This window comes from Burkholderia sp. KL41 (genome assembly GCF_057005415.2).
In genome coordinates this window covers 941,225-962,006 of the sequence record NZ_CM174447.1, presented here as the reverse complement: position 1 = coordinate 962,006, position 20,782 = coordinate 941,225, and the positions used below count along the sequence as shown (strand labels likewise).

Sequence of the window (20,782 nt, the reverse complement as noted above, 5' to 3'; positions counted from 1 at the left end):
TTCCGTCAGGTCGGGGCGGGCAGTCGTGGCGCTCAGCGCGCGGTCGCGATCACGTCCGCGACCGCCGCCGTCAGCTTCTTCGCATACGGCACGTGCAGGAACTCGTTCGGGCCGTGCGCGTTCGACTTCGGCCCGAGCACGCCGCACACCATGAACTGGGCGGACGGGAAACCTTCCTGCAGCACGTTCATCAGCGGGATCGTGCCGCCGAGGCCCATGTACGCGCAATCGGCGCCGAAGTGGCGGCGCGACGCGGCATCGAGCGACGACGCGAGCCACGGCGCGAGATCCGGAGCGCTCCAGCCCGTCGCGGCACCCGCGTCCGGCTTGAACGTGACCTTCGCGTTATACGGCGGATCGAGTTCGAGCAGTTCCTTCAGTTGCTGCACGGCCTGCGCGGCGTCGACGAGCGGCGGCAGGCGCAGCGACAGCTTGAACGCGGTGCGCGGACGCAGCACGTTGCCCGCATCCGCGAGCGCCGGCATGCCGGCCGCGCCGGTCACCGACAGCGACGGGCGCCACGTCGAATTCAGCAGCGCCTCGCGCGGATCGGTCGTGGTCGGCAGCACCGGCTTGCCGTCCGCGCCGCAGGCCCACGGCAGCCCCTTCCACACGGTGTCGCCGAGGATCGCGGCGGCTGCGTCGGCTTCGCGCACGCGGCTGTCGGGAATCTCGCAATGGAACACGCCCGGCAGCAGGTTGCCGTTCTTCGCATCTTCGAGGCGCTCGAACAGCTGGCGCATCACGCGGAAGCTCGACGGCGCGATGCCGCCGAACACGCCCGAATGCACGCCTTCCTCGAGCACCTCGACCTGCAGGTCGCCGGACACCAGCCCGCGCAGCGACGTGGTGAGCCACATCTGGTCATAGTTGCCGGCGCCCGAATCGAGGCACACGACGAGCGACACCTGGCCGAGCCGGTCGCGCAGCGCGTCGACGTACGGCAGCAGGTCGTAGCTGCCCGACTCCTCGCAGGTCTCGATCAGGCCGACGCAACGCGGCCGCTCGATGCCCTGCTCGTCGAGCGCGCCGAGCGCGGCGAGGCTCGCGTAGATCGCATAACCGTCGTCCGCGCCGCCGCGGCCGTACAGCTTGCCGTTCTCGTACTTCGGCGTCCACGGGCCGAGGTCCGCGCGCCAGCCGTCGAACTCGGGCTGCTTGTCGAGGTGGCCGTACAGCAGGATCGTGTCGGTGCTGCCCGAGCGCGTGGCGGGCGATTCGAAGAAGATCACCGGCGTGCGGCCCGGCAGGCGCACGATCTCGAGCTTCAGGCCTTTCACGGGCTGTCGCTCGGCCCACTGCGCGGCATCGGTGACGACGCGCTCGAGATAACCGCGCTTCGCCCAGTCGGGGTCGAATGCCGGGCTCTTCGCGGGGATCGCGATGTAGTCGGTCAGTGCGTGGAGGATTTCATCGTTCCACTTGCGCTCGATGAAGGTAACGAGCTTGTCATGGTCGAGGACGGGGGTAGTGTCGACGGAGGTCATGGTGGGGGGTGCCTGGATCGGGCTGACGAAAACTCAGATGATACGCCGATGCTCCCGCGCCTGCGCCCCCTTCCCGGTCGCTCAGCGCGCCTGCGGAAACGCGTCGCGCAGCCCCGCCGCACATGCCAGCGCATCGCGCCACAGGCGCTGCGTCAGCTCGCCCGCATCCTCTTCACGCGCGAGCGCCGCGGCCTCGCCCGACCACAGCACCGAGAAGTCGTCGCGGCCCTGCCGCTCGAACGCGCCGCGCAGCGGATCGACCACGGCCGTCGCGAGCGGAAACGCCGGCGCGAGCGCGCTCATCGGCCCCTGTTCGCGCATGAAGCGCGTCAGCAACCCGCGCGCGGGGCGGCCCGTGTACAGGTTGGTCAGGCGCGTGCCGTCGTCGCGCGCGGCGCGCACCGCCGCGCGATGCTGCGCCGAGCGGCCGGCTTGCGGCGTCAGCAGGTAACCGGTGCCGATCTGCACCGCGCGTGCGCCGAGCGCGAACGCGGCCGCGATGCCGCGCCCGTCGGCGATCGCGCCGGCGGCGATCACCGGCGCGCGCACCGCGTCGACGATCTGCGGCAGCAACGCGAACAGGCCCGGCTGCGCATGGATGTCGTCGGTCAGGAACATGCCGCGATGGCCGCCGGCCTCCGCACCCTGCGCGACGATCGCGTCGACGCCGCGCGCATCCAGCCAGCGCGCTTCCTCGACGGTCGTCGCGGACGAGACGACCTGCGCGCCCGTGCGCCGCACGCGATCGAGCAGCGGATCGTCCGGGAGCCCGAAGTGAAAGCTCACGACGGCCGGCCGCAACTCCTCGACGACCGCGCACATCGCATCGTCGAACGGCGCGCGTCCGGGGCCGCCCTTCACGTCGGCCGGATCGAGCCCGGCTTCCGCGTAGTAGCCCGCGAGCGCCGCGCGCCAGCGCGCGTCGACCGCGGCATCGGGCGCCGGCGGCGTATGGCAGAAGAAGTTCACGTTGAACGGTGCGCTCGTGCGCGCCCGGATCGCCGCGATCTCGTCGCGCAATTGCTGCGGGCCCAGTGCCGCGCAGGCGAGCGAGCCGAGCCCGCCGGCTTCGCACACGGCGATCGCGAGCGGGCTCAGTGAACCGACCATCGGGGCCTGGATCAGCGGCAAACGGGAAGGCAGCATCGTCATCGGAATCATCCTCGGGGAAGCAGCGGTGGTCGCGCGCGCCGGCGGCGCGCATTTAATGCGCCCGATAATAACCGACAAACTCAAACTCCGATTGCCACGCCATTTACATCACGGATTGATTTAACCGGTTAGTAAAAGCGTTTATTCATCGAAGCTTCCGCGGCACGATCCCACCCGCCCGGACCGGAATCGGCAAAAACGCTCTCCGGCCTTTCCACACGGGCCGCCGAACCCGAAGCCAAACACCGTTTCACCGGCTTCAATGACATTCATCAATATTCAAGTTATTAAATACCGGCGTTTACCCTTATTAATAATCGCCCCGAGCGATAACATGAACGCGTCAATTAAAACGACGAACCACACCGGAATCGTCGACCGGCGCCACACCGCGTCACCTCAACCGAAACACGTCTTCTCAAGGAGCGTCGCATGTCCGATGCCAGCTCGTCCTCCTCCCGCGCCGCCGCCACGCCGGCCGCGGCTTCCGCGCCGAAAATCGGCGTCATTCCCGCCACGCTGATGGTCGCGGGCAACATGATGGGCTCCGGCGTCTTCATGCTGCCCGCGAACCTCGCCGCGACCGGCGGCATCGCGATCTTCGGCTGGCTGATCACCGTCGTCGGCGCCGTGTCGCTCGCGCTCGTGTTCGCGAAGCTCGCCGCGATCGACCCGGCCGCCGGCGGCCCGTACGCGTATGCGCGCAAGTCGTTCGGCCCGTACATGGGCTACCAGACCAACCTGATCTACTGGCTCGCGAACGTGCTCGGCAACGTCGGCCTCGCGGTCGCCGGCCTCGGCTACCTCACGCATTTCTTCCCGGTACTGAAGGATCCGCTCGTGTTCGCGCTCGCGCAGATCTTCGTGATCTGGCTGTTCACGTACGCGAACATCCTCGGGCCGAACGTCGTCGGCCGCGTGCAGTCGGTCACGACGGTCCTCGCGCTCGTGCCGATCCTCGGGATGGCCGTGTTCGGCTGGTTCTGGTTCAGCAAGGACGTGTATTTCGCCGGCTGGAACGTGTCGGGCACCAACAGCTTCAGCGCGATCGGCGCGACGCTGAACTTCACGCTGTGGGCGTTCATCGGCGTGGAAAGCGCGTCGGTATCGGCCGGCGTCGTCGAGAATCCGTCGCGCAACGTGCCGATCGCGACCGTCGGCGGCGTGGTGCTCGCGGCCGTCTGCTACGTGCTCAGCTCGACCGTGATCATGGGGATGATCCCGAACAAGGCGCTGCTCGCATCGAGCGCGCCGTTCGCGGATGCCGCGCGCCTCGCGCTCGGCAATACGGCCGCGAACGCGGTCGCGCTGTGCGCGGCGCTCGGCTGCCTCGGCTCGCTCGCGGGCTGGACGCTGCTGGTCGGCCAGACCGCGAAGGCCGCGGCCGACGACGGCCTGTTCGCCAGCGTGTTCGCGCGCGTCAACTCGAAGAACGTGCCGTCGGCCGGCCTCGCGATCGTCGCGCTGATCATGTCGGTGCAGGTGCTCGCGACGATGTCGCCGAGCGCCAGCGAGCAGTTCGGCAAGATCGCGTCGATCGCCGTGATCATGACGCTGCTGCCGTACATCTATTCGTGCATCGCGATCAAGGTGCTCGGCTACGGCAAGATGCCGTCGCACCAGTTCACGTTCTACACGATCGTCGGCCTGATCGGCGCCGTCTACGCGCTGTGGGCGATGGTCGGCTCCGACGGCCAGCAGACGCGCTGGTCGCTGATCTTCGTCATCGCGACGATCGTCTTCTACGAGCTGTCGATCAACCGCCAGCGCGAGATCGAGGAAACCCATGTCCATCCGGGCGGCCGCTCGCCGCGTTGGGTGCGCTATCTCGCGCTCGGCGTGACCATCGCCGCGCTCGCCGCGACCTTCTGGATTTCCGTGGGCCGTCACCAGGCCGACACCCTTCACGCGCGCTCGCCGGCCGTTGCCGCGAGCGTCCAGGCAACCCAGCAAACGGGGGAATGACACATGACCGCTTCCTTGACCCAACCGGCCTTCCGCCGCCTCGGCATGAAGGCGCTGCTCGTGCAGCACGACATCGACGAACGCACGGCCACCGGGCGCGCCGCGACGGCGCTTGCCGAGGAGCTGCGCACCCGGCTCGTCGACGTCGTGATCGCGACGTCCGCCGACGACGCCTGCGCGGTCGTCGCCGCCGATCCGGCGATCCAGTGCCTGCTGCTCAACTGGGAACTCGGCAACGACGCCGGCCACGCGCCCGCGCAAGCCGTGCTCGACGCAATGCGCGCGCGCAACGCGACCGTGCCCGTGTTCCTGCTCGCGAGCCGTGCGAGCGCCTCCGCGATTCCCGTCGACGCGATGCGCAAGGCCGACGACTTCATCTGGATGCTGGAGGACACCACCGCGTTCATCGGCGGGCGGATCGTCGCCGCGATCGAACGCTACCGCGAGACCGTGCTGCCGCCGATGTTCCGCGCGCTCGCGAAATTCTCGCGCGTGTACGAATACTCGTGGCACACACCCGGTCACACGGGCGGCACCGCGTTCCTGAAATCGCCGGTCGGCCGCGCATACTTCGAATTCTTCGGCGAGGCGCTGTTCCGCTCGGACCTGTCGATCTCGGTCGGCGAACTCGGCTCGCTGCTCGACCACTCCGGCCCGATCGGCGAAAGCGAACGCTACGCGGCGCGCGTGTTCGGCGCGCACCGCACGTATCACGTGACGAACGGCTCGTCGATGTCGAACCGCGTGATCCTGATGGCGAGCGTCACGCGCAACCAGGTCGCGCTGTGCGACCGCAACTGCCACAAGTCGGCCGAGCACGCGATGACGATGTCCGGCGCGATTCCGACCTACCTGATTCCGTCGCGCAACCATTACGGGATCATCGGGCCGATCATGCCGGAACGGCTGACGGCCGCCGCCGTGCGGCTCGCGATCGACGCGAACCCGCTCGTGCGCGGCCGCGACGGCATCGATCCGACGCCCGTGCATGCGCTGATCACGAACTCGACGTACGACGGCCTCTGCTACAACGTCGCGCGCGTCGAGGAACTGCTCGGCCAGAGCGTCGACCGACTGCATTTCGACGAGGCGTGGTACGGCTACGCGCGCTTCAACCCGATCTACCGCGACCGTCATGCGATGCACGGCGATCCGTCGCAGCACGACGCGAGCAAGCCGACGGTGTTCGCGACGCAATCGACGCACAAGCTGCTCGCCGCGCTGTCGCAGGCGTCGTTCATCCACGTCCGCAACGGCCGCAACCCGATCGAGCATGCGCGCTTCAACGAGGCGTACATGATGCACGCGTCGACGTCGCCGAACTACGCGATCATCGCGTCGAACGACGTGAGCGCCGCGATGATGGACGGCCCCGGCGGCGAGGCGCTGACGACCGACGCGATCCGCGAGGCCGTCGCGTTCCGCCAGATGCTTGCGCGCCTGCATGCGGAATGCGCGGAGAACAACGACTGGTTCTTCAACGGCTGGCAGCCCGACAGCGTCGTCGATCGCAAGACGGGCCGCCGCGTGCGCTTCCACGAAGCGGACGAGACGCTGCTCGCCACCGACCCGTCGTGCTGGGTACTGCATCCGGGCGACACGTGGCACGGCTTCGGCGATATCGAGGACGACTACTGCATGCTCGACCCGATCAAGGTGTCGATCGTCACGCCGGGCGTCGCGTCGCACGGCGGGCTGATGCCGGTCGGCATTCCGGCATCGGTCGTCACCGCGTATCTCGACCGGCACGGGATCGTCGTCGAGAAGACGACCGACTTCACGATCCTGTTCCTGTTCTCGCTCGGCGTGACGAAGGGCAAGTGGGGCACGCTCGTCAACACGCTGCTCGATTTCAAGCGCGACTACGACGCGAACGCGCCGCTCGAACAGGCGCTGCCCGAACTCGTCGCGCACTATCCGGAACGCTACGGCAAGCTCGGCCTGCGCGACCTGTGCGACCTGATGTTCAGCGCGATGAGCGACCTGAAGACGACCGAGATGATGTCGCGCGGCTTCTCGACGCTGCCGAAGCCCGATTACAGCCCGGCCGAGGCGTTCGAGCATCTCGTGCACAACGACATCGAGATGCTGGAGCTGTCGGAGATGGAAGGCCGCACCGTCGCGACGGGCGTCGTGCCCTATCCGCCCGGCATTCCGCTGCTGATGCCCGGCGAGAATGCGGGGCCGGCCGACGGCCCGCTGCTCGGCTACCTGAAGGCGCTCGAGCAGTACGACCTGCGCTTCCCGGGCTTCACGCACGACACGCACGGTGTCGAAGTCGAGGATGGCGTGTACCGGATCGCGTGCATCAAGCAGAAGGCGCGCGATACCAGCACGCACTGAGTGCGCGACGCGACGCCGACACGCGCCGGCCGGCGCGTGTCGGCGTCGCCACTTGCAGCCGGCGTCGGCCGTGCGGCCGCTCGAGCGGCCGGCTGCTCCCGGTGCTGGACGATCTTGCGCGACTGCGGTTGTCACCCGCGGAAAACGTCGACAGAAACCGGCACCGCGCTCAAACGTCCCGCGCGTGTTCGCCGCGATTCATCCCGCGCCGGTACGCGGCCGGGCTCGTCGCCGCGACGCGCCGGAAATGCCGCCGCAGCGACTCCTCTGAACCGAACCCCGCACGCGCCGCCACCTGCGCGAGCGACAGCGCGGGATGCGCTTCGAGCATGTCCTTCGCCACGTTCACGCGTTCGCGGATCAGCCATGCGAGCGGCGACATCCCCGTCGCGTCAGCGAACTGCCGCTGCAGCGTGCGCGTGCTCATCGCGGCCTGCGCGGCGAGCGACGCGAGCGTGTGCGGCTCGGCCGCGTGCGCACGCATCCAGTCGATCAGCTTCGCGAGCCGGTCGGTGCCGCCCGGCGCGACCGGGCGCGGCACGAACTGCGCCTGGCCGCCGTCGCGATGCGGCGGCAGCACGAGGCGCTGCGCGACCCGGTTCGCGATCGCGCCGCCGTGATCGCGGCGCACGAGATGCAGCAGCATGTCGAGCCCCGCCGCCGATCCGGCCGACGTGACGACCTGCCCTTCGTCGACGTAAAGCGCATCGGGATTCACGCGCAGCGCGGGATAACGCGCCTGCAGTTTCTCCGCATAGCGCCAGTGGGTCGTGACCGTGAGGCCGTCGAGCACGCCGGCCGCGGCCAGCACGAACACGCCCGAGCAGATCGAGCAAAGCCGCGCGCCACGGCGATGCGCGGCCCGCAGCTTTTTCAGCAACGGTTCCGGCGGCGGTTCGTCCGGATCGCGCCAGCCGGGAATCACGATGGTATCGGCGCGATCGAGCGTCGCGAGCCGATACGGCGCGGCGACCGTGATGCCGCCCGCCGCGCGCACGGGCCCCGGCTCGCTCGCGCAGACCGCGAAGCGATACCAGTCGACCCCGAGCTCGGGGCGTTCGAGCGCGAACAGTTCGACCACGCAGCCGAATTCGAAGGTGCAGAGGCGATCGTAGGCGAGCGCGACGACGAGATGATTGTGCATGGCGCGATGTTACCGGAACTTGTCGATCGCGCCACTGCCGCGACGGCCGCCGAACCGCGATACTGCCCTTCATTCCACTGCGTTCCGCGCAACCTTCAGGAGAACTTGACCATGTCCTACGTCACCGACGTCCCCGCTGCCGACAGCCCCGCCGCCCTCGCGCATTTCGAGGCGTCGCTGCGCTTCGAGACCGATTGCTGGGACGTGCACGACGCGCTCGCATCGGGTGCGCCCGATTTCGCGCTGCTCGACGTGCGCGGCCCCGACCAGTTCGCCGCCGGCCACGTGCCCGGCGCGCGCAACCTGCCGCGCCGCAAGATCGTCGAGAGCAAGCTCGCCGGCTATCCGGCCGGCACGCTGTTCGTCGTCTACTGCGCGGGCCCGCACTGCAACGGCGCCGCGCGCGCGGCGATCCAGCTCGCACGCCTCGGCCGGCCGGTCAAGCTGATGATCGGCGGCGTGACGGGCTGGCGCGACGAAGGTTTCGCGCTGAGCAACGAAATGCAGGCGGCGGACACCGAGGCCGGCTGATCATCATTAAAACCGCAACAATCAATTGTCTGCGCGCGGCCTGCACGCGAACGGAAAAAGCGCGACAATCGGCTCCATTGCAGTTCGGATGGAGCAGCAACATGCAGAACGCAGTCCTGATTCAAGTGGCCGGTTCGGTGGCCGCGATCGCGATCTATTTTCTGCCGGCGGTCATTGCCGACCGGCGTGGCCGGCACGACAAGCTGACGGTCGCGATGTTCAACGCGCTGTTCGGGTGGACCGGCATCGGCTGGCTGATGACGCTGTACTGGGCCTGCCAGCCGAACCCGCGCACCGATGTCGCGCAGACGATCCTCGCCAAGCGTCGCGGCATCAGCATGCGGACCTTTTCAACCGGTCTCGTCGAGCGCGTGCAGCGCCGTGTCGCCGCCCAGGAGCAATGGGCGGAAAAGCAAGGCTGCCGTTAAGTCCCTCTTTCCCGATCACCCTGCCGCGTCGAACTTCGGCATCCTGACGTTGGTCGACGCGCGGTAATGCCACGCCAGCCCGTCGTGCCGCGGCCCGCCGCCCGCACGCAGCCACGCCCCGAACGCCCCCGCTGTCACCGCCCGTGCGATCCGCTCGCCCGGGCAGCCATGCGGTCCCGTGCCGAAGCCGAAATTCGGCCCGGCCGCGCGGCCGGGCATCAGCCGGTGCGGATCGCGATGCACGGCCGGGTCGCGGTTCGCCGCGGCGAGCACGACGAGGATCGCGGCACCGGCTTCGACGGTCACGCCTTCGATCGTCGTGCGCGATGCGACGAAGCGGCGCGTGTTCTGCACCGGGGAATCGAAGCGCCCGACTTCGGCAACGAACGCGTCGAGCGCGGCATCGTCCGGCACGACGCGCGCGGCGCCCACGCCCGCTTCTAAACCCGCTTCTAAGCCCGCTTCCAAGCCCGCTTCCGCGCCCCCGTTCCACGCCGCCAGCACATTGCCGAGCCAGGCGGCGGTCGCCTCGCACGTCTGCGACAGCAGCCCGACGAGGTTCGCGACCAACGCGCCGCTTGCCTGCCAGCCCGCCGCACGGGCCGCCTGCTGCACGGCGGCGACGAGCGTGCCGTCGTGTGCGTGCGTCTGCGCGACGCGCACCGTCATCCGGTCGAGCAACTGTCGCGCGGCGTCGCTCGCGCGGGCCAGCGCCTCGGCATCGGACAGCGGCGACAGCGCCGCGACGAAGTCGACCACCTGCGCCGCGATCGCGTCGAGCTGCGTCTCGTCGAATCCCAGCAGATCGGCGACCGCGCAGACGGGCACCGTCATGCACCACGTGTTCAGCGCGCCGGCATCGCCCGGCGGCGGCAGGCGCCGCGCGGCGAGCTGCATGGCACGGTCGCGCAGTGCAGCCGCGTCGATCGGCGCGAACGCCGCGCGCAGCGCCTGCTTCGGCACGTCGTGCCGCAACGCGCCGTCGTTCATGCGCACCAGCTCGCCGAACAGCGCGCCGGCCGTCGTGCCGCGCAACGCGGGCGGCACGGGCGCGTCCAGCGGGCGTACGCGGCAGGCCGGATGGCCGAGCACGGCCGTCACGGCGGCCGCGCGGCTCGCGACCCACAGGCCGAGCGTGGCGTCGAACGCGAGCGGCGGCCCGTCGACGAGCGCCGCATAGTAGGGATAGGGATCGCGGTGCGTAACCGCTGCGATGGGATCGGTCGGGTTCATGCAGACAGTATCGGCGGAGTGCACCGCCGCATGTTTCGGGCCGGCGTGAAATGTCGCGGCGCGGGCGCCGCGTGCGGCCGCATCGCGATGTCAGGTGATTGTCAGGCAGCCGACCGGTAGCGATGTGCCTGCATGCGCATGCGGACACGCCCGGCCGAAATCGCGCGCGGCTCCGGCACCACGGTGTCGTGAGGGAACATTTCCTGCCGGAATTCGCCGTGTTCGTCGAACCACTGGCAGATCAGCCAGTCGCCGTCGTCGAATACGACCGGCCCGGCATAGGTCACGGTCATGCGCGGCCCGCCCGTCTTCAGCGTCACGACATCGCCGACGCGAAACCTGACGCGTTGATTTTCTCGGATCGTCATCGCTCTCTCAGCATTTTTATATATCGATATTACCGGCGGCTCACCAGCGGTTCATTCGAACGTGCCGCAGATTATCAATCAAAAAACCGGCCGGCAACTCCCCTTTTCAAAAATGTCATGATCGGGAAAATGCAACAATGCGCGCCATCGACGCGCCCGGCGGGTGCCCGGCCGCCCGATCCGGCACGGCTTGCGCGCCGGACCCGGTCGAACGGGTGAAATGCGGAGAATAGACGATGTATTTTACGTCGTCACCGACGTTTAATTCCGACGTGAAATCGATTGATTATTGTCAATCAACTTTTCGATTGGGAACGATCCCACGATTTATTTACACTCATTCATCGAACAAAACCGGTGAATTATCCGGCGACGCAAACCAGCGGTTGATATCGCGCCCGGGAACGGCCGCTTGCGTGAACGTAAACGTGCCGTCCTGCGCCATCTCCTTCGCGGCGCGCAGGAACGCGCCGAGCGCGGCCCGCGCGAGTGCGCCGCCGACACTCACGCGCTTCACGCCGAGCGCCGCCAGTGCGTCGACGCTCAGCAATCCGCCCTGCAGCCCCATCACGACGTTCACGGGTGCGCCGACCGCCCGCGTCACCGCCGCGATGTCGTCCGCATCGGTGATGCCCGGCGCATACAGCACGTCGGCGCCCGCGTCGCGATAGGCGACGAGCCGCGCAATCGTGTCGGCGAGGTCGTGGCGGCCGTGCAGGTAGTTTTCGCAGCGCGCGGTCAGCGTGAACGGAAACGGCAGCGCACGCGCCGCGTCGGCGGCCGCCGCGATGCGCTCGACCGCCGCTTCGTGCGCATAGATCGGCGCGTCGGCGCGGCCTGTCGCATCCTCGATCGACCCGCCGACCGCGCCGGCCTCGGCCGCGAGCCGGATCGTCTCGGCCACCGTGTCGGGCGCATCGCCGAAGCCGTTCTCGAGGTCGGCGCTCACGGGCAGGCCGCCCGCGGCGGCGATCTCGGCGATGTGATCGAGCATCTCGCCGCGGTCGATCGCATAGTCGGGCCGGCCTTTCGAAAAGGCGTAGCCGGCGCTCGTGGTCGCGAGCGCCTCGAAGCCGGCCATCGCGAGCAGGCGCGCGGTACCGGCGTCCCACGGGTTCGGGATGATGAAGGCACCGGCACGTGCATGCAGGGCGCGGAAGGCTTCGGCTTGGCGGGCTCGAAGATCGGAACGGGTCATCGCGGGCTCCAGGAGGAAGTTGACGGCCGAGCTTACGCCGATCGTGCACGCGACGTTTCAGCGTTCATCGAAATGTCGTCGCGCGACAGGAAAAAAGCGATGCGCCGACTGCGCGCCGGAAGCTGGAAGCTGGAAGCCGGTAGCCGATAACAAGCAACCGGCAACGAGCGGGCCGACACCGCCGCCCGTCTGTTGCCAACCGATAACGGCTTACCGTGCCGCCGGTGGCCCGCCGTCGATGCCGAGCAACACGTCGGTGACGGCTTCGGAGAAACGCATCGCGCGACCGTCGATCAGTACGCCGTCCGGATTCGACGGGTCCCGCGCGGCTTGCGGCACACCGTGCGCGAGCAGCACCCGCGCGCAAGCCTCCCAGTCGGCGGCGCCGACATGCTCCGGTTCGTTGACGGATGCCCAGGACAATGTGCCGAGCGCATCGCTGTCGAACCCGTGCATGTCACGCCAGCTCGCGCCGTGCTCGAGGAGGAACGCCAGCAAGCCCGCATCGCCGCGAAACACCGCGTGATTCAGCGCGCTCGCGTCCCAGTCGCCGCCCCGCGCCGCGATCGGCCAGCCCAGTTCGACCATGACCTTCACCGCGTCGCCCGCCCCCCAAGCGGCGGCATCCGGCAGCAGCCGCAGCCGCTCGCCGGGCAGCGCGCCCGGCGAGCGGCTGCGGCTGCTGCCGGATGCCGTGCCTGGATGCGTCGCGCATCGTCGGCGTCGGCGCGCGCGCAGGCCGCCACGAACGTGTCCTCGGCGTCGAGCGTCTCTTCCGCGCCCGCCGCACGCAACAACGCGGCGACCTCGGACAGTCCGGTCTGCATCGCCAGCCGGTACGCACTGACGCCCGCCGGGGTCCGCGCGCGGGGATCGGCGCCGGCCGCCAGCAGCGCGGCGACGTGGCGTGCCGAGCAGCGCACGCCGATCGCCCGCAACAACGGTGCGCCCCAGGTCTGCGCCAGCCCCTCGCCGGGCGGCTCGTTCGGGTCGCCGCCATGCGCGAGCAGCAGTTCGAGCGCGTCCGCATCGCGCATGTCGAATGCGCGACGCAACGCATTCGTCCCGCCCACCCGCGCGCCATGTTCGAGCAGCAGGCGCGTACAGGCCGGATTTTCCACCGAGTGATAGAGCGATTCGCCGTCGTTCGGGTCGGCGCCGGCTTCCAGCAGCATCGCGGTCAGAACCGGATCGCGATTGACGCCCGCGGCACCGTACAGCGCCGACAGCGGCCCCGCTTCGTCGGGCGCGGCGAGCGACGCCGGCGGAAACCGGTTGCCGATCCGCTGGTTCGGATCGGCGCCGGCATCGAGCAGATGACGTGCGCAGGCGCGCAGCCGGACGGCGAACCCGGGAATCTGTCCGAGCCGCGAATGCGTGACGGCAACCAGCGGCGGCAGCTTCAGCACGCCGCCGGCGCGCGCGATCCATCCGGGATCGGCGGCCAGCGCCGCCTTCACGGCATCGAGGTCACCGGCCGCGCATGCGACGGTCGGATCGCTTGCAACGAGATCGGGCCGGTCGAGCAGCAGTTGCGCGGCGACGCGCGGCCGGGCCGCGTCGAGACCGCCCGTCACGTCGGCGCCGTACGCCAGGTCGAGCCAGCGCCGGATCAACGCCGACCGCTGTTGCCCGGCGAGCGCGTGCGTTTCTACGAACGCGCCGAGATCGGCCCATGACGCGAAACCGTACTCGCGCGCAATGCACGACTGCGCATCGTGCAGCCGGAGCCCGAGCGCGAGCGCTTCGTCGTGCGTGCGGTTGGCGGCGGCGGGGAGAAACCGGACAAAACGCGCGACGGCGTCGGCGTCCCCCTGCCGGTACAGGCGCAACAACGCCTTGGCCTGCTTTTTCAGATGTTCGGGATTGGCCCCGGGAGGCAGCTTTTTCATGCGAATCCTCGTGCAGTCATGGCCGAAGGTCCGCAATACCGCCAGCACAAAGGACAGGAGGAAGACTGGATTTGCTGCGACAGGTGGGTTGAACCCTTTCCGCGGACCCGGAAGCGACCTGCATCGCTGGTCGCTATCCTAGGCGACCGCCGGCGACCTCGTCAACCGGGCCGCCCCATGCGGCGATGCTCAGCCTGCAAGCTGCTTCGTCAGGAAAATGCGCGTGTGTCCGGCCGGATAGTTCGGCAGCTCGCCGAAGCGGACATAACCGCGTTTCTCGTAGAACGGCCGCGCCTGGAAGTCGAACGTGTCGAGCCACGCGCCGTGGCATCCGCGCGCGACGGCTTCCGCCTCGGCCAGATCCATGATGCGCGTGCCCGCACCCTGGCCGCGCGCGGCCTCGGGCACCACGAGCAGGTCGACATGCAGCCAGCCGTACGCCGTGCTGCCCCACAAGCCGCCGACTACCGTGCCTTCGGCGTCGGTCACGACCACGGCCAGCGCACGGAAGTCGTTCGGGCCCGCCTGGCTTTCGTTGAATCGGACGAGCGGCGCGACGATCTGCTTGCGAACGTTCACGTCGCCCGCGTCGGTCACCTCGTATGTGAACGTCATCGGTCGAGCCTGGTTGAATCGAAAATGAGGAAGGTTGAACCCGCACGCACCGCGTCAGACGACGTAAGCGCCCTTCGCATGCAGCTCCGCTTCCGTGCGCTCGAGCGCGGCGATCGCATCGCTGCCTTCGAGCGCCAGCAACTGCGCGACCAGTGCTTCGGCCATCGCGTGCGCGGCCACCAGCGACGGGAAAAACGACGGGCTGTCGTGCGTGAAGATCAGTTGTGCGTCCGCGTGCAGCGCGATCGGCGACACCGCGCTGTCGGTGATCGCGACGATCCGGCTGCCCTGCGCCTTCGCGGCCTGCGCAACGCGCGTCGCTTCCGCCGAATACGGCGCGAAGCTGACGATGACGGTCACGCTCTGCTTCGCGATCGTCCGCAGCTCCATTTCGAGCGACCCGGCGACGCCGTTGAGCAGCGACACGGTCGGGCGGAACAGCCGGTAGCCGTACACGAAGCCGAATGCAACCGGGTAGCACGAGCGAAACCCCGCGACATGCACGTGCGACGCCTTGCGGATCAGTTTCGCGGCTTCGGCGAGCGCGTGCTCGTTCTGCGCGGCGGTGGCCGACAGGTTGTGTTGTTGCGCGGCGAGCAGGTCATGCGCGAGCGACGCCTTTGCATCGGGCCGCACGAGCGAGCGCGCCCGCTGCGTGAGCGGCTCGGGGCGCGTGCGCACGCGCGCGACGCACAGGTCGCGCAGCTCGTTCCAGCCGGGGAAGCCGAATTGCTGCGCGAGCCGCACGAGCGACGCGGGCTGCACCTGCGCGCGCTGTGCGACCTTGCGCATCGACGACGTGGCGACTTCGTCGGGATGATCGAGCAGGAAGGCCGCGCCCGCCTGGAATTGCGGGCTCAGCTCGGAAAATTGCGCCCGGATCCGGGACGCGAGTTCGTCGAAATTGGCGGCCATCTTGGTGTGAACGGGAACCGGTCGACCATGGTATCACCGGCCCCGTATGCACCGGTGCACCGGTCAGCGCAGCACTTCGACGTGATCGGCGTCGACCTTCACGCTGCCCGACCATTTGCGCTCGAATTCGCCGGTCACCTTCACTTCGTTCCGGTCGCTGACGGGCTGGCCGGCCGCCCACAGCTTGTGGTCGATCTCGACGCGGATCGTGCCCGTCGCATCGGCGAATTCGTAATCCTCGCCACCGACATGCTTGACGATGCGCCCCTGCAACTGCACGTGCTGGTCGTCCTTGCCGTTCGCGAGCAGTTCCTTCACGGTCGTCGTGGTCAGCGTGGACGGCCCGGTATATTCCGCGTAAACGGCGGCGGGCAGCACGGCGAGCGCAACCGCCAGGATTCTCGTCAGGTGTTTCATGATCTCGGTCCTCTTCTTCGATGTGACGCCGCGCTCCGTTGAACGCGACGGCCCCAGATTACGGACCGTAAGATTAAGCAAACCTGAAGGTCGCGTCACGGCGGCACGGCGCCGCACCACGCACGAGCGAAAGCCGGCCGCGCGCCGCCCGTGCGCCCGTGCGCCCGTGTTTAAGCTCCCGCTAAGGCACGCGCGCTTATCATGGGAACCCCGGGCGCCATGGCGCCCCGTTGAAGAGACACGAATCCATGCGCGTACTGCTCGTCGAGGACGATCCGCTGATCGGCAGCGGGCTCGAACAGGGCCTCAAACAGGAAGGCTTCGCGGTCGACTGGGTGAAGGACGGCGACGCCGCGTCGCTCGCGTTGCGCGCGACCGGCTACGGCCTGCTGCTGCTCGATCTCGGGCTGCCGAACCGCGACGGCCTGTCGGTGCTCGCCGCGCTGCGCCGCCGCGACGAAAACCTGCCCGCGATCATCATCACCGCGCGCGACGGCGTGCCCGACCGCATCGCGGGCCTCGACAGCGGCGCGGACGACTATCTCGTCAAGCCGTTCGAACTCGACGAACTGCTCGCCCGCATCCGCGCGGTCAACCGCCGCCACGCGGGCCGCGCGCAGACGACCCTCGCGATCGGCCCGCTGCGGCTCGACCCCGTCAAGCACCTCGTCTGGCTCGGCGACGACGAAGTCACGCTGTCGCCGAAGGAGTTCGTGCTGCTGCATGAGCTGATGCGCGACCCGGGCGCGGTGATTTCGCGCGAGCAGTTCGAGGAGCGGCTGTACAGCTGGGGCGAGGAAATCGAAAGCAACGCCGTGCAGGTGCACATCCACAACCTGCGCAAGAAGCTCGGCCACGACATGATCCGCACGGTGCGCGGCGTCGGCTACCGGATCGGTGACGGCGCATGACGCGCATGCAACACGCGATCGCACGCTGGCGCAACGCGTCGCTGCGGCGGCGCCTGCTGATGTGGCTGCTCCCGGCCGCGTGCGTGATCGGCCTCGTCGCGAGTGCCGGCACCTACTGGGGCGCGCTGCGCGAGCTCGACGACCTGCTCGACGACCAGATGCGCAGCATGTCGAAGCAGATCGTCGTCGGCCCGAACGGCGAGCTGTCGTTCAGCAACCGCGCCAGCGGCAAGCACGGTTTCGAGGCGAGCGATCCCGACGCCGTGCTGCTGCAGGTCTGGCGCAACGGCACGCTCGTGTATTCGACCGACCGCGATTCGACCCTGCCGCCGCCCGAGCAGAAAGGCATCGCGAGCGTCGACGTCGGCGGCCAGCCGTGGCGCACCTACGTGACCGAACGCGGCGGCACGACGATCCGGCTCGCGCAGGCACGCCATGCGCGCTGGGAAGCGATCGCGGGTATCGCCGTGCACCTGCTGTGGCCCGTGTTCTCGATGCTGCCGCTGCTCGCGATCGGCCTGTGGTTCGGCATCGGCGCGGGGTTGCGGCCGCTGCGCACGATCGCATCCGGCCTCAAACGCAGGAATGCGAACAATCTCGAGCCGGTCGACGTCGGCGCGATGCCGAACGAAGTCCGTCCGCTCGCCGAAGCGATCAACGACCTGCTCGCGCGTCTGGACCGCTCGTTCACGCTGCAACGGCACTTCATCGCCGATGCCGCGCACGAATTGCGCACGCCGATCATGGGCTTGTCGATCCAGTCGCAGCTGCTGCGGCGCGCGTCGACCGCCGAGGAACGCGAGCACATCCTCGCGCAGATCCATGCCGGCACGACGCGGCTCGGCCACCTCGCCGAACAGCTGCTGACGCTCGCGCGCCTCGAACCCGATGCGCAGGCGGCCGCCTCCGCGTCGGCGCCCGTCGATCTCGCCGCGCTGTGCCGGTCGGTGGTATCGGACCGCACGCGCGTCGCCGACGCGCACCGGATCGATCTCGGCGCGATCGTATCGACGCCCGTGATGACGTCGGGCAATGCCGACACGCTGCGCGTGCTGCTGAACAACCTCGTCGACAACGCGATCCGTTATGCGGGCGACGGCGCGCGTGTCGACGTGTCCGCGCGGCTCGACGGCACGACGCCCGTGCTCGAAGTCGCCGACGACGGCCCCGGTATCCCGGAAGCCGAACGCACCGACGTGTGGGAGCGTTTCTATCGCGGCGAGGGCGCGCAGGCCGTCACGTCGTCGGGCAGCGGGCTCGGGCTGTCGATCGTCAAGCGGATCGCCGAACAGCATCGCGCGACGGTCGCACTCGGCACGACACGCGGCGGGCGCGGGCTGACCGTCACGGTGCGCTTTCCGCTGCCGGCCTGACGCCGCGCCACGTGCGACGTGCCACGCGCGGCTTTTCCACAGATTGTGTTGGCAAGCATGTGGACAACCGTCCATTAACGACACCAAGCCATTGATCGGAAAGGGTTTGTCGGGGCTGCGCGACAAATGCGCCATGCGGTCGTGAACAGGCACATCCACGCCTCCGCCATTGCCTCAACCGGGCGTCACGCGCCGCACCTGGTCGACCGCCCCTCCTTCGTCTCAATTCTCGACGACGATCCACTCGACTCGCAGGCTGGTAGAGGTTTCGAGGATGCGTGCGTGCTTCGACACGCAGCAAGACAGAAGGCCTTTCGGATGGGCGTCCGGCTTGGGTCGGGTTCGGCCATCTTCATGCACGACGACGGTACCGCCGGATGGACAGGCGCCGACGTGTTCGCCCATGTAATGGAGCTGGCCGTACTACGCGATCCGGGAATCGGCCGAAGCGTTTCGCGCGGCCTTCACGCATCCCGGGTTCGTCGCCAAGCTGTCGGCCTATCCGTCGTCCGCCGTCGCGAGCCCGCACCTGTTCCAGAAAGTCGGCGTGGCCGGTATCTGCACTGCGTGAGTGCACGCACGCATCGCGGCAACACGTGGCATTCGCGGGTGTCCCGGGTGTCCCGCGCGCACCCGGACTTCTCCACAGAAAATGTTGGCAAGCTTGTGGATATCCTGCGCACCGCAACGCTAAACCCTTGATCCGATGGACTTTGGCACGCGTGATGCAGACGCGGCCCCGGTGACGGCCGCCGCGTCCACCGCTTCGCCGCACTTCGCATCACGACGCCACGACGATGCACGTCGCAGCCGGCGCACACGTGCCGGCCATGCGCTGCGCCACTTACCCACAGATTTTGTTGGCAAGCTTGTGGATATCCTGCGCACGCGTGCGCTAACCCATTGATCGGCTTACGGTTCATGCGCCGCGTCACGGTTGCGGCAGCGTGTGGCCCGGACATGCGTGAATGCGGACGATCCCGCGCGACAGACGCGCCGCCACCGTGCACCGCCCTCGCCTTGACGCTCGCGCCCGCCACGCGTCAAGATCACGCGAGCCGCACGCGGCCGTGCATCGCCGGCTTCGCGCGACGGTTCGACGGGCCGGCCGTTCCGCCCGACACTTCACTCCGAGGAAGGCCATGGAACACTTCACCGCGTGGCAGCTGGTCGTCTCACTCGTGCTCGTCGCCGTCGTCGTTTATCCGTACGTCCGCATCGTCCGGCGCACCGGGCATTCGGGCTGGTGGATCCTGACGATGTTCGTCCCGATCCTGAACTTCGTCATGTTGTGGGTGTTCGCGTTCGTGCGCTGGCCCACGGTCGACGATCGGCAGCCCTGACCGTCGCCAGCGCGGCCGCCGGGCTTGTCCACAGATTGTGTTGGCAAGCATGTGGATAGCCTGCGCATACCGCGACCAAGCGCTTGATCCGAAAGACTTTGTCCGCGCCGCCTCAAATGCGGCACGCGGCCGGCAAAGTGCCGCTCGCACGTCGTCGCGCCACGTGACGGGCCGCCTTCCGCGCGGGCGAACCGGCTTGTCCACAGATTGTGTTGGCAAGCGTGTGGATAGCCTGCGCATACCGCGACCAAGCGCTTGATCCGAAAGACTTTGTCCGCGCCGCCTCAAATGCGGCACGGTGGCCCGCGCCACGCCGTGCGCGGCCATGCGCGGGCTTGTCCACAATTTTTGTTGGCAAGCATGTGGATATCCTGAGCATGCGTGACCTAAGTCGTTGATCGCACAACGTTTGATCGCGCGGGTCACGACTGCGGCACGGCCCGCCTGCGCATCGCGTCACGCGCACCGCACCGCCCGCGTCAACCGAAGGCCTGAACCACGATGCGCGCGACCGACGCGATCACGTCGTCCTTCGAGCGCGCATCGGCGCGCGCCTGCGTGTAGTACACGGCCACCGCGATCGGCGCACGCGACGGCGACCACACGACACCCGCGTCGTTGGTCGTCCCGTAGTCGCCGGTGCCCGTCTTGTCACCGACCGTCCACCCGGCCGGCACGCCCGCGCGGAGCCGCTTGTCGCCCACCTTGTTGCCACGCATCCACGCAACGAGCTGCGCACGCTGCGCGGCCGGCAGCGCATCGCCGACCATCAGCACGCGCATGCTCGCGGCCATCGCGGCCGGCGTCGTCGTGTCGCGCAGGTCGCCCGGCAGCGCGGTATTCAGTTCGGTCTCCCATCGATCGAGCCTGAACGTGTCGTCGCCGATCGAGCGCGCGTAGGCCGTCACCGCCGACGGGCCACCGAGCAGCTTCATCAGCAGGTTCGCGGCCGAGTTGTCGCTGTACTGGATCGCGGCCTCGCACAACGCGGCGACCGTCATGCCCTCGCCGACATGCTTCTCCGACACCGGCGAATAGTTGACGAGATCGGCCCGGGTATACGTCACGCGCTGTTGCAGCAATGCCGGACGCCCGACGCTCTGCGCAAGCACCGCCGCACTCAGCATCGCCTTGAACGTGCTGCAGAACGGGAAGCGTTCGTCCGCGCGATGCGTGATGACCCGGCCGCTCGCCGTGTCGATCGCGCACACGCCGAGGCGGCCGCCCACGCTGCTTTCGAGCTCGGCCAGCATCTGCCCGGCGGCAGCGGGCGCCACGGCCGCCGCTGCGGCAGCGGCGGCGGCGCTTGCCTCGTCGGGCGCGGCGGCCTGCCGCGACGCGCACGCGGTGACGGTGAGAACGAGCGGCGCCGTCGCGGCGGCCAGCAACAGGGTTCGACGTTTCGATGAGTAGGTCATGTCGGTTGTCTCGTGATGGAATGGAGGCGAATCGATAGTGAAAACGGCC

Annotated in this window: 17 protein-coding genes and 2 pseudogenes; 8 read left to right on the top strand and 11 right to left on the bottom strand. The window is 68.7% G+C overall.

Annotation, left to right across the window (positions count from 1 at the left end; all coding sequences use genetic code 11):
* Positions 1–32 precede the first annotated feature (32 nt).
* Both PQB87_RS21840 and PQB87_RS21835 read right to left on the bottom strand, forming a co-directional pair.
* Positions 33–1,487, bottom strand: a complete 1,455-nt coding sequence (locus tag PQB87_RS21840) for a M20 family metallopeptidase (protein WP_111939358.1) — start codon at positions 1,485–1,487, stop codon at positions 33–35.
* 81 nt (positions 1,488–1,568) lie between these two features.
* Positions 1,569–2,639, bottom strand: a complete 1,071-nt coding sequence (locus PQB87_RS21835; protein WP_059687026.1) for an NAD(P)H-dependent flavin oxidoreductase — start codon at positions 2,637–2,639, stop codon at positions 1,569–1,571.
* Positions 2,640–3,071: 432 nt separating this feature from the next.
* Here PQB87_RS21835 and adiC point away from each other — a divergent pair, with 432 nt between their 5' ends.
* Positions 3,072–4,604, top strand: a complete 1,533-nt coding sequence (adiC, locus tag PQB87_RS21830) for an arginine/agmatine antiporter (RefSeq protein ID WP_060066669.1) — start codon at positions 3,072–3,074, stop codon at positions 4,602–4,604.
* Between the two features lie 3 nt (positions 4,605–4,607).
* Complete coding sequence (locus PQB87_RS21825; protein ID WP_489243779.1) at positions 4,608–6,947, top strand: Orn/Lys/Arg family decarboxylase; 2,340 nt, start codon at positions 4,608–4,610, stop codon at positions 6,945–6,947.
* 169 nt (positions 6,948–7,116) lie between these two features.
* On the opposite strand, the gene ftrA is transcribed toward PQB87_RS21825, so the two are convergent.
* Complete coding sequence (gene ftrA / locus PQB87_RS21820) at positions 7,117–8,091, bottom strand: transcriptional regulator FtrA (protein WP_111939356.1); 975 nt, start codon at positions 8,089–8,091, stop codon at positions 7,117–7,119.
* Between the two features lie 111 nt (positions 8,092–8,202).
* On the opposite strand from ftrA, the gene PQB87_RS21815 reads away from it, so the two are divergent.
* Positions 8,203–8,622 (top strand): rhodanese-like domain-containing protein, encoded by a 420-nt coding sequence (locus tag PQB87_RS21815; RefSeq protein WP_489243777.1) that lies wholly within the window; start codon positions 8,203–8,205, stop codon positions 8,620–8,622.
* Positions 8,623–8,723: 101 nt separating this feature from the next.
* Entirely contained in the window at positions 8,724–9,050 is a 327-nt protein-coding gene (locus PQB87_RS21810; protein WP_011354384.1) for a superinfection immunity protein, read from the top strand.
* Positions 9,051–9,065: 15 nt separating this feature from the next.
* Here the strand turns inward: PQB87_RS21810 and PQB87_RS21805 are convergent, their stop codons facing one another.
* The 7 genes and pseudogenes from PQB87_RS21805 to PQB87_RS21775 form a co-directional block, all read right to left on the bottom strand.
* A complete protein-coding gene (locus PQB87_RS21805) occupies positions 9,066–10,283 on the bottom strand; it encodes a cytochrome P450 (protein WP_489243774.1) in 1,218 nt (405 codons plus the stop codon).
* Between the two features lie 101 nt (positions 10,284–10,384).
* Positions 10,385–10,651: a YodC family protein gene (locus tag PQB87_RS21800; RefSeq protein ID WP_021164209.1), complete on the bottom strand. Its 267-nt coding sequence runs from the start codon at positions 10,649–10,651 to the stop codon at positions 10,385–10,387.
* Positions 10,652–10,988: 337 nt separating this feature from the next.
* Positions 10,989–11,849: an isocitrate lyase/PEP mutase family protein gene (locus tag PQB87_RS21795; protein WP_489243772.1), complete on the bottom strand. Its 861-nt coding sequence runs from the start codon at positions 11,847–11,849 to the stop codon at positions 10,989–10,991.
* A 210-nt stretch (positions 11,850–12,059) separates the two neighbouring features.
* Positions 12,060–13,741, bottom strand: a pseudogene (locus PQB87_RS21790) (ankyrin repeat domain-containing protein).
* A 189-nt stretch (positions 13,742–13,930) separates the two neighbouring features.
* Positions 13,931–14,356 (bottom strand): GNAT family N-acetyltransferase, encoded by a 426-nt coding sequence (locus tag PQB87_RS21785; RefSeq protein WP_489243770.1) that lies wholly within the window; start codon positions 14,354–14,356, stop codon positions 13,931–13,933.
* A 54-nt stretch (positions 14,357–14,410) separates the two neighbouring features.
* Positions 14,411–15,271: a MurR/RpiR family transcriptional regulator gene (locus PQB87_RS21780; protein ID WP_021159885.1), complete on the bottom strand. Its 861-nt coding sequence runs from the start codon at positions 15,269–15,271 to the stop codon at positions 14,411–14,413.
* A gap of 63 nt (positions 15,272–15,334) precedes the next feature.
* Complete coding sequence (locus PQB87_RS21775) at positions 15,335–15,688, bottom strand: YgiW/YdeI family stress tolerance OB fold protein (RefSeq protein ID WP_021159886.1); 354 nt, start codon at positions 15,686–15,688, stop codon at positions 15,335–15,337.
* A gap of 248 nt (positions 15,689–15,936) precedes the next feature.
* Here PQB87_RS21775 and PQB87_RS21770 point away from each other — a divergent pair, with 248 nt between their 5' ends.
* The 4 genes and pseudogenes from PQB87_RS21770 to PQB87_RS21755 all read left to right on the top strand — a co-directional run bounded on the left by PQB87_RS21770 (position 15,937) and on the right by PQB87_RS21755 (position 19,315).
* Positions 15,937–16,599 (top strand): response regulator, encoded by a 663-nt coding sequence (locus PQB87_RS21770; RefSeq protein WP_021159887.1) that lies wholly within the window; start codon positions 15,937–15,939, stop codon positions 16,597–16,599.
* Positions 16,596–17,972, top strand: a complete 1,377-nt coding sequence (locus tag PQB87_RS21765) for an ATP-binding protein (RefSeq protein ID WP_059686784.1) — start codon at positions 16,596–16,598, stop codon at positions 17,970–17,972. The genes PQB87_RS21770 and PQB87_RS21765 overlap by 4 nt, the downstream gene beginning before the upstream one ends.
* Before the next feature lie 424 nt (positions 17,973–18,396).
* Positions 18,397–18,543: pseudogene (locus PQB87_RS21760) on the top strand (antibiotic biosynthesis monooxygenase); the annotation flags it as partial.
* Between the two features lie 571 nt (positions 18,544–19,114).
* Positions 19,115–19,315 carry a DUF805 domain-containing protein gene (locus tag PQB87_RS21755; RefSeq protein ID WP_027789587.1) on the top strand — a complete coding sequence of 67 codons (201 nt, stop codon included), beginning with the start codon at positions 19,115–19,117 and terminating at the stop codon, positions 19,313–19,315.
* A 479-nt stretch (positions 19,316–19,794) separates the two neighbouring features.
* On the opposite strand, the gene blaPEN-bcc is transcribed toward PQB87_RS21755, so the two are convergent.
* On the bottom strand, positions 19,795–20,733 hold the full coding sequence (gene blaPEN-bcc / locus PQB87_RS21750) for a PEN family class A beta-lactamase, Bcc-type (RefSeq protein ID WP_489243767.1): 939 nt from the start codon (positions 20,731–20,733) through the stop codon (positions 19,795–19,797).
* Positions 20,734–20,782: the final 49 nt, after the last annotated feature.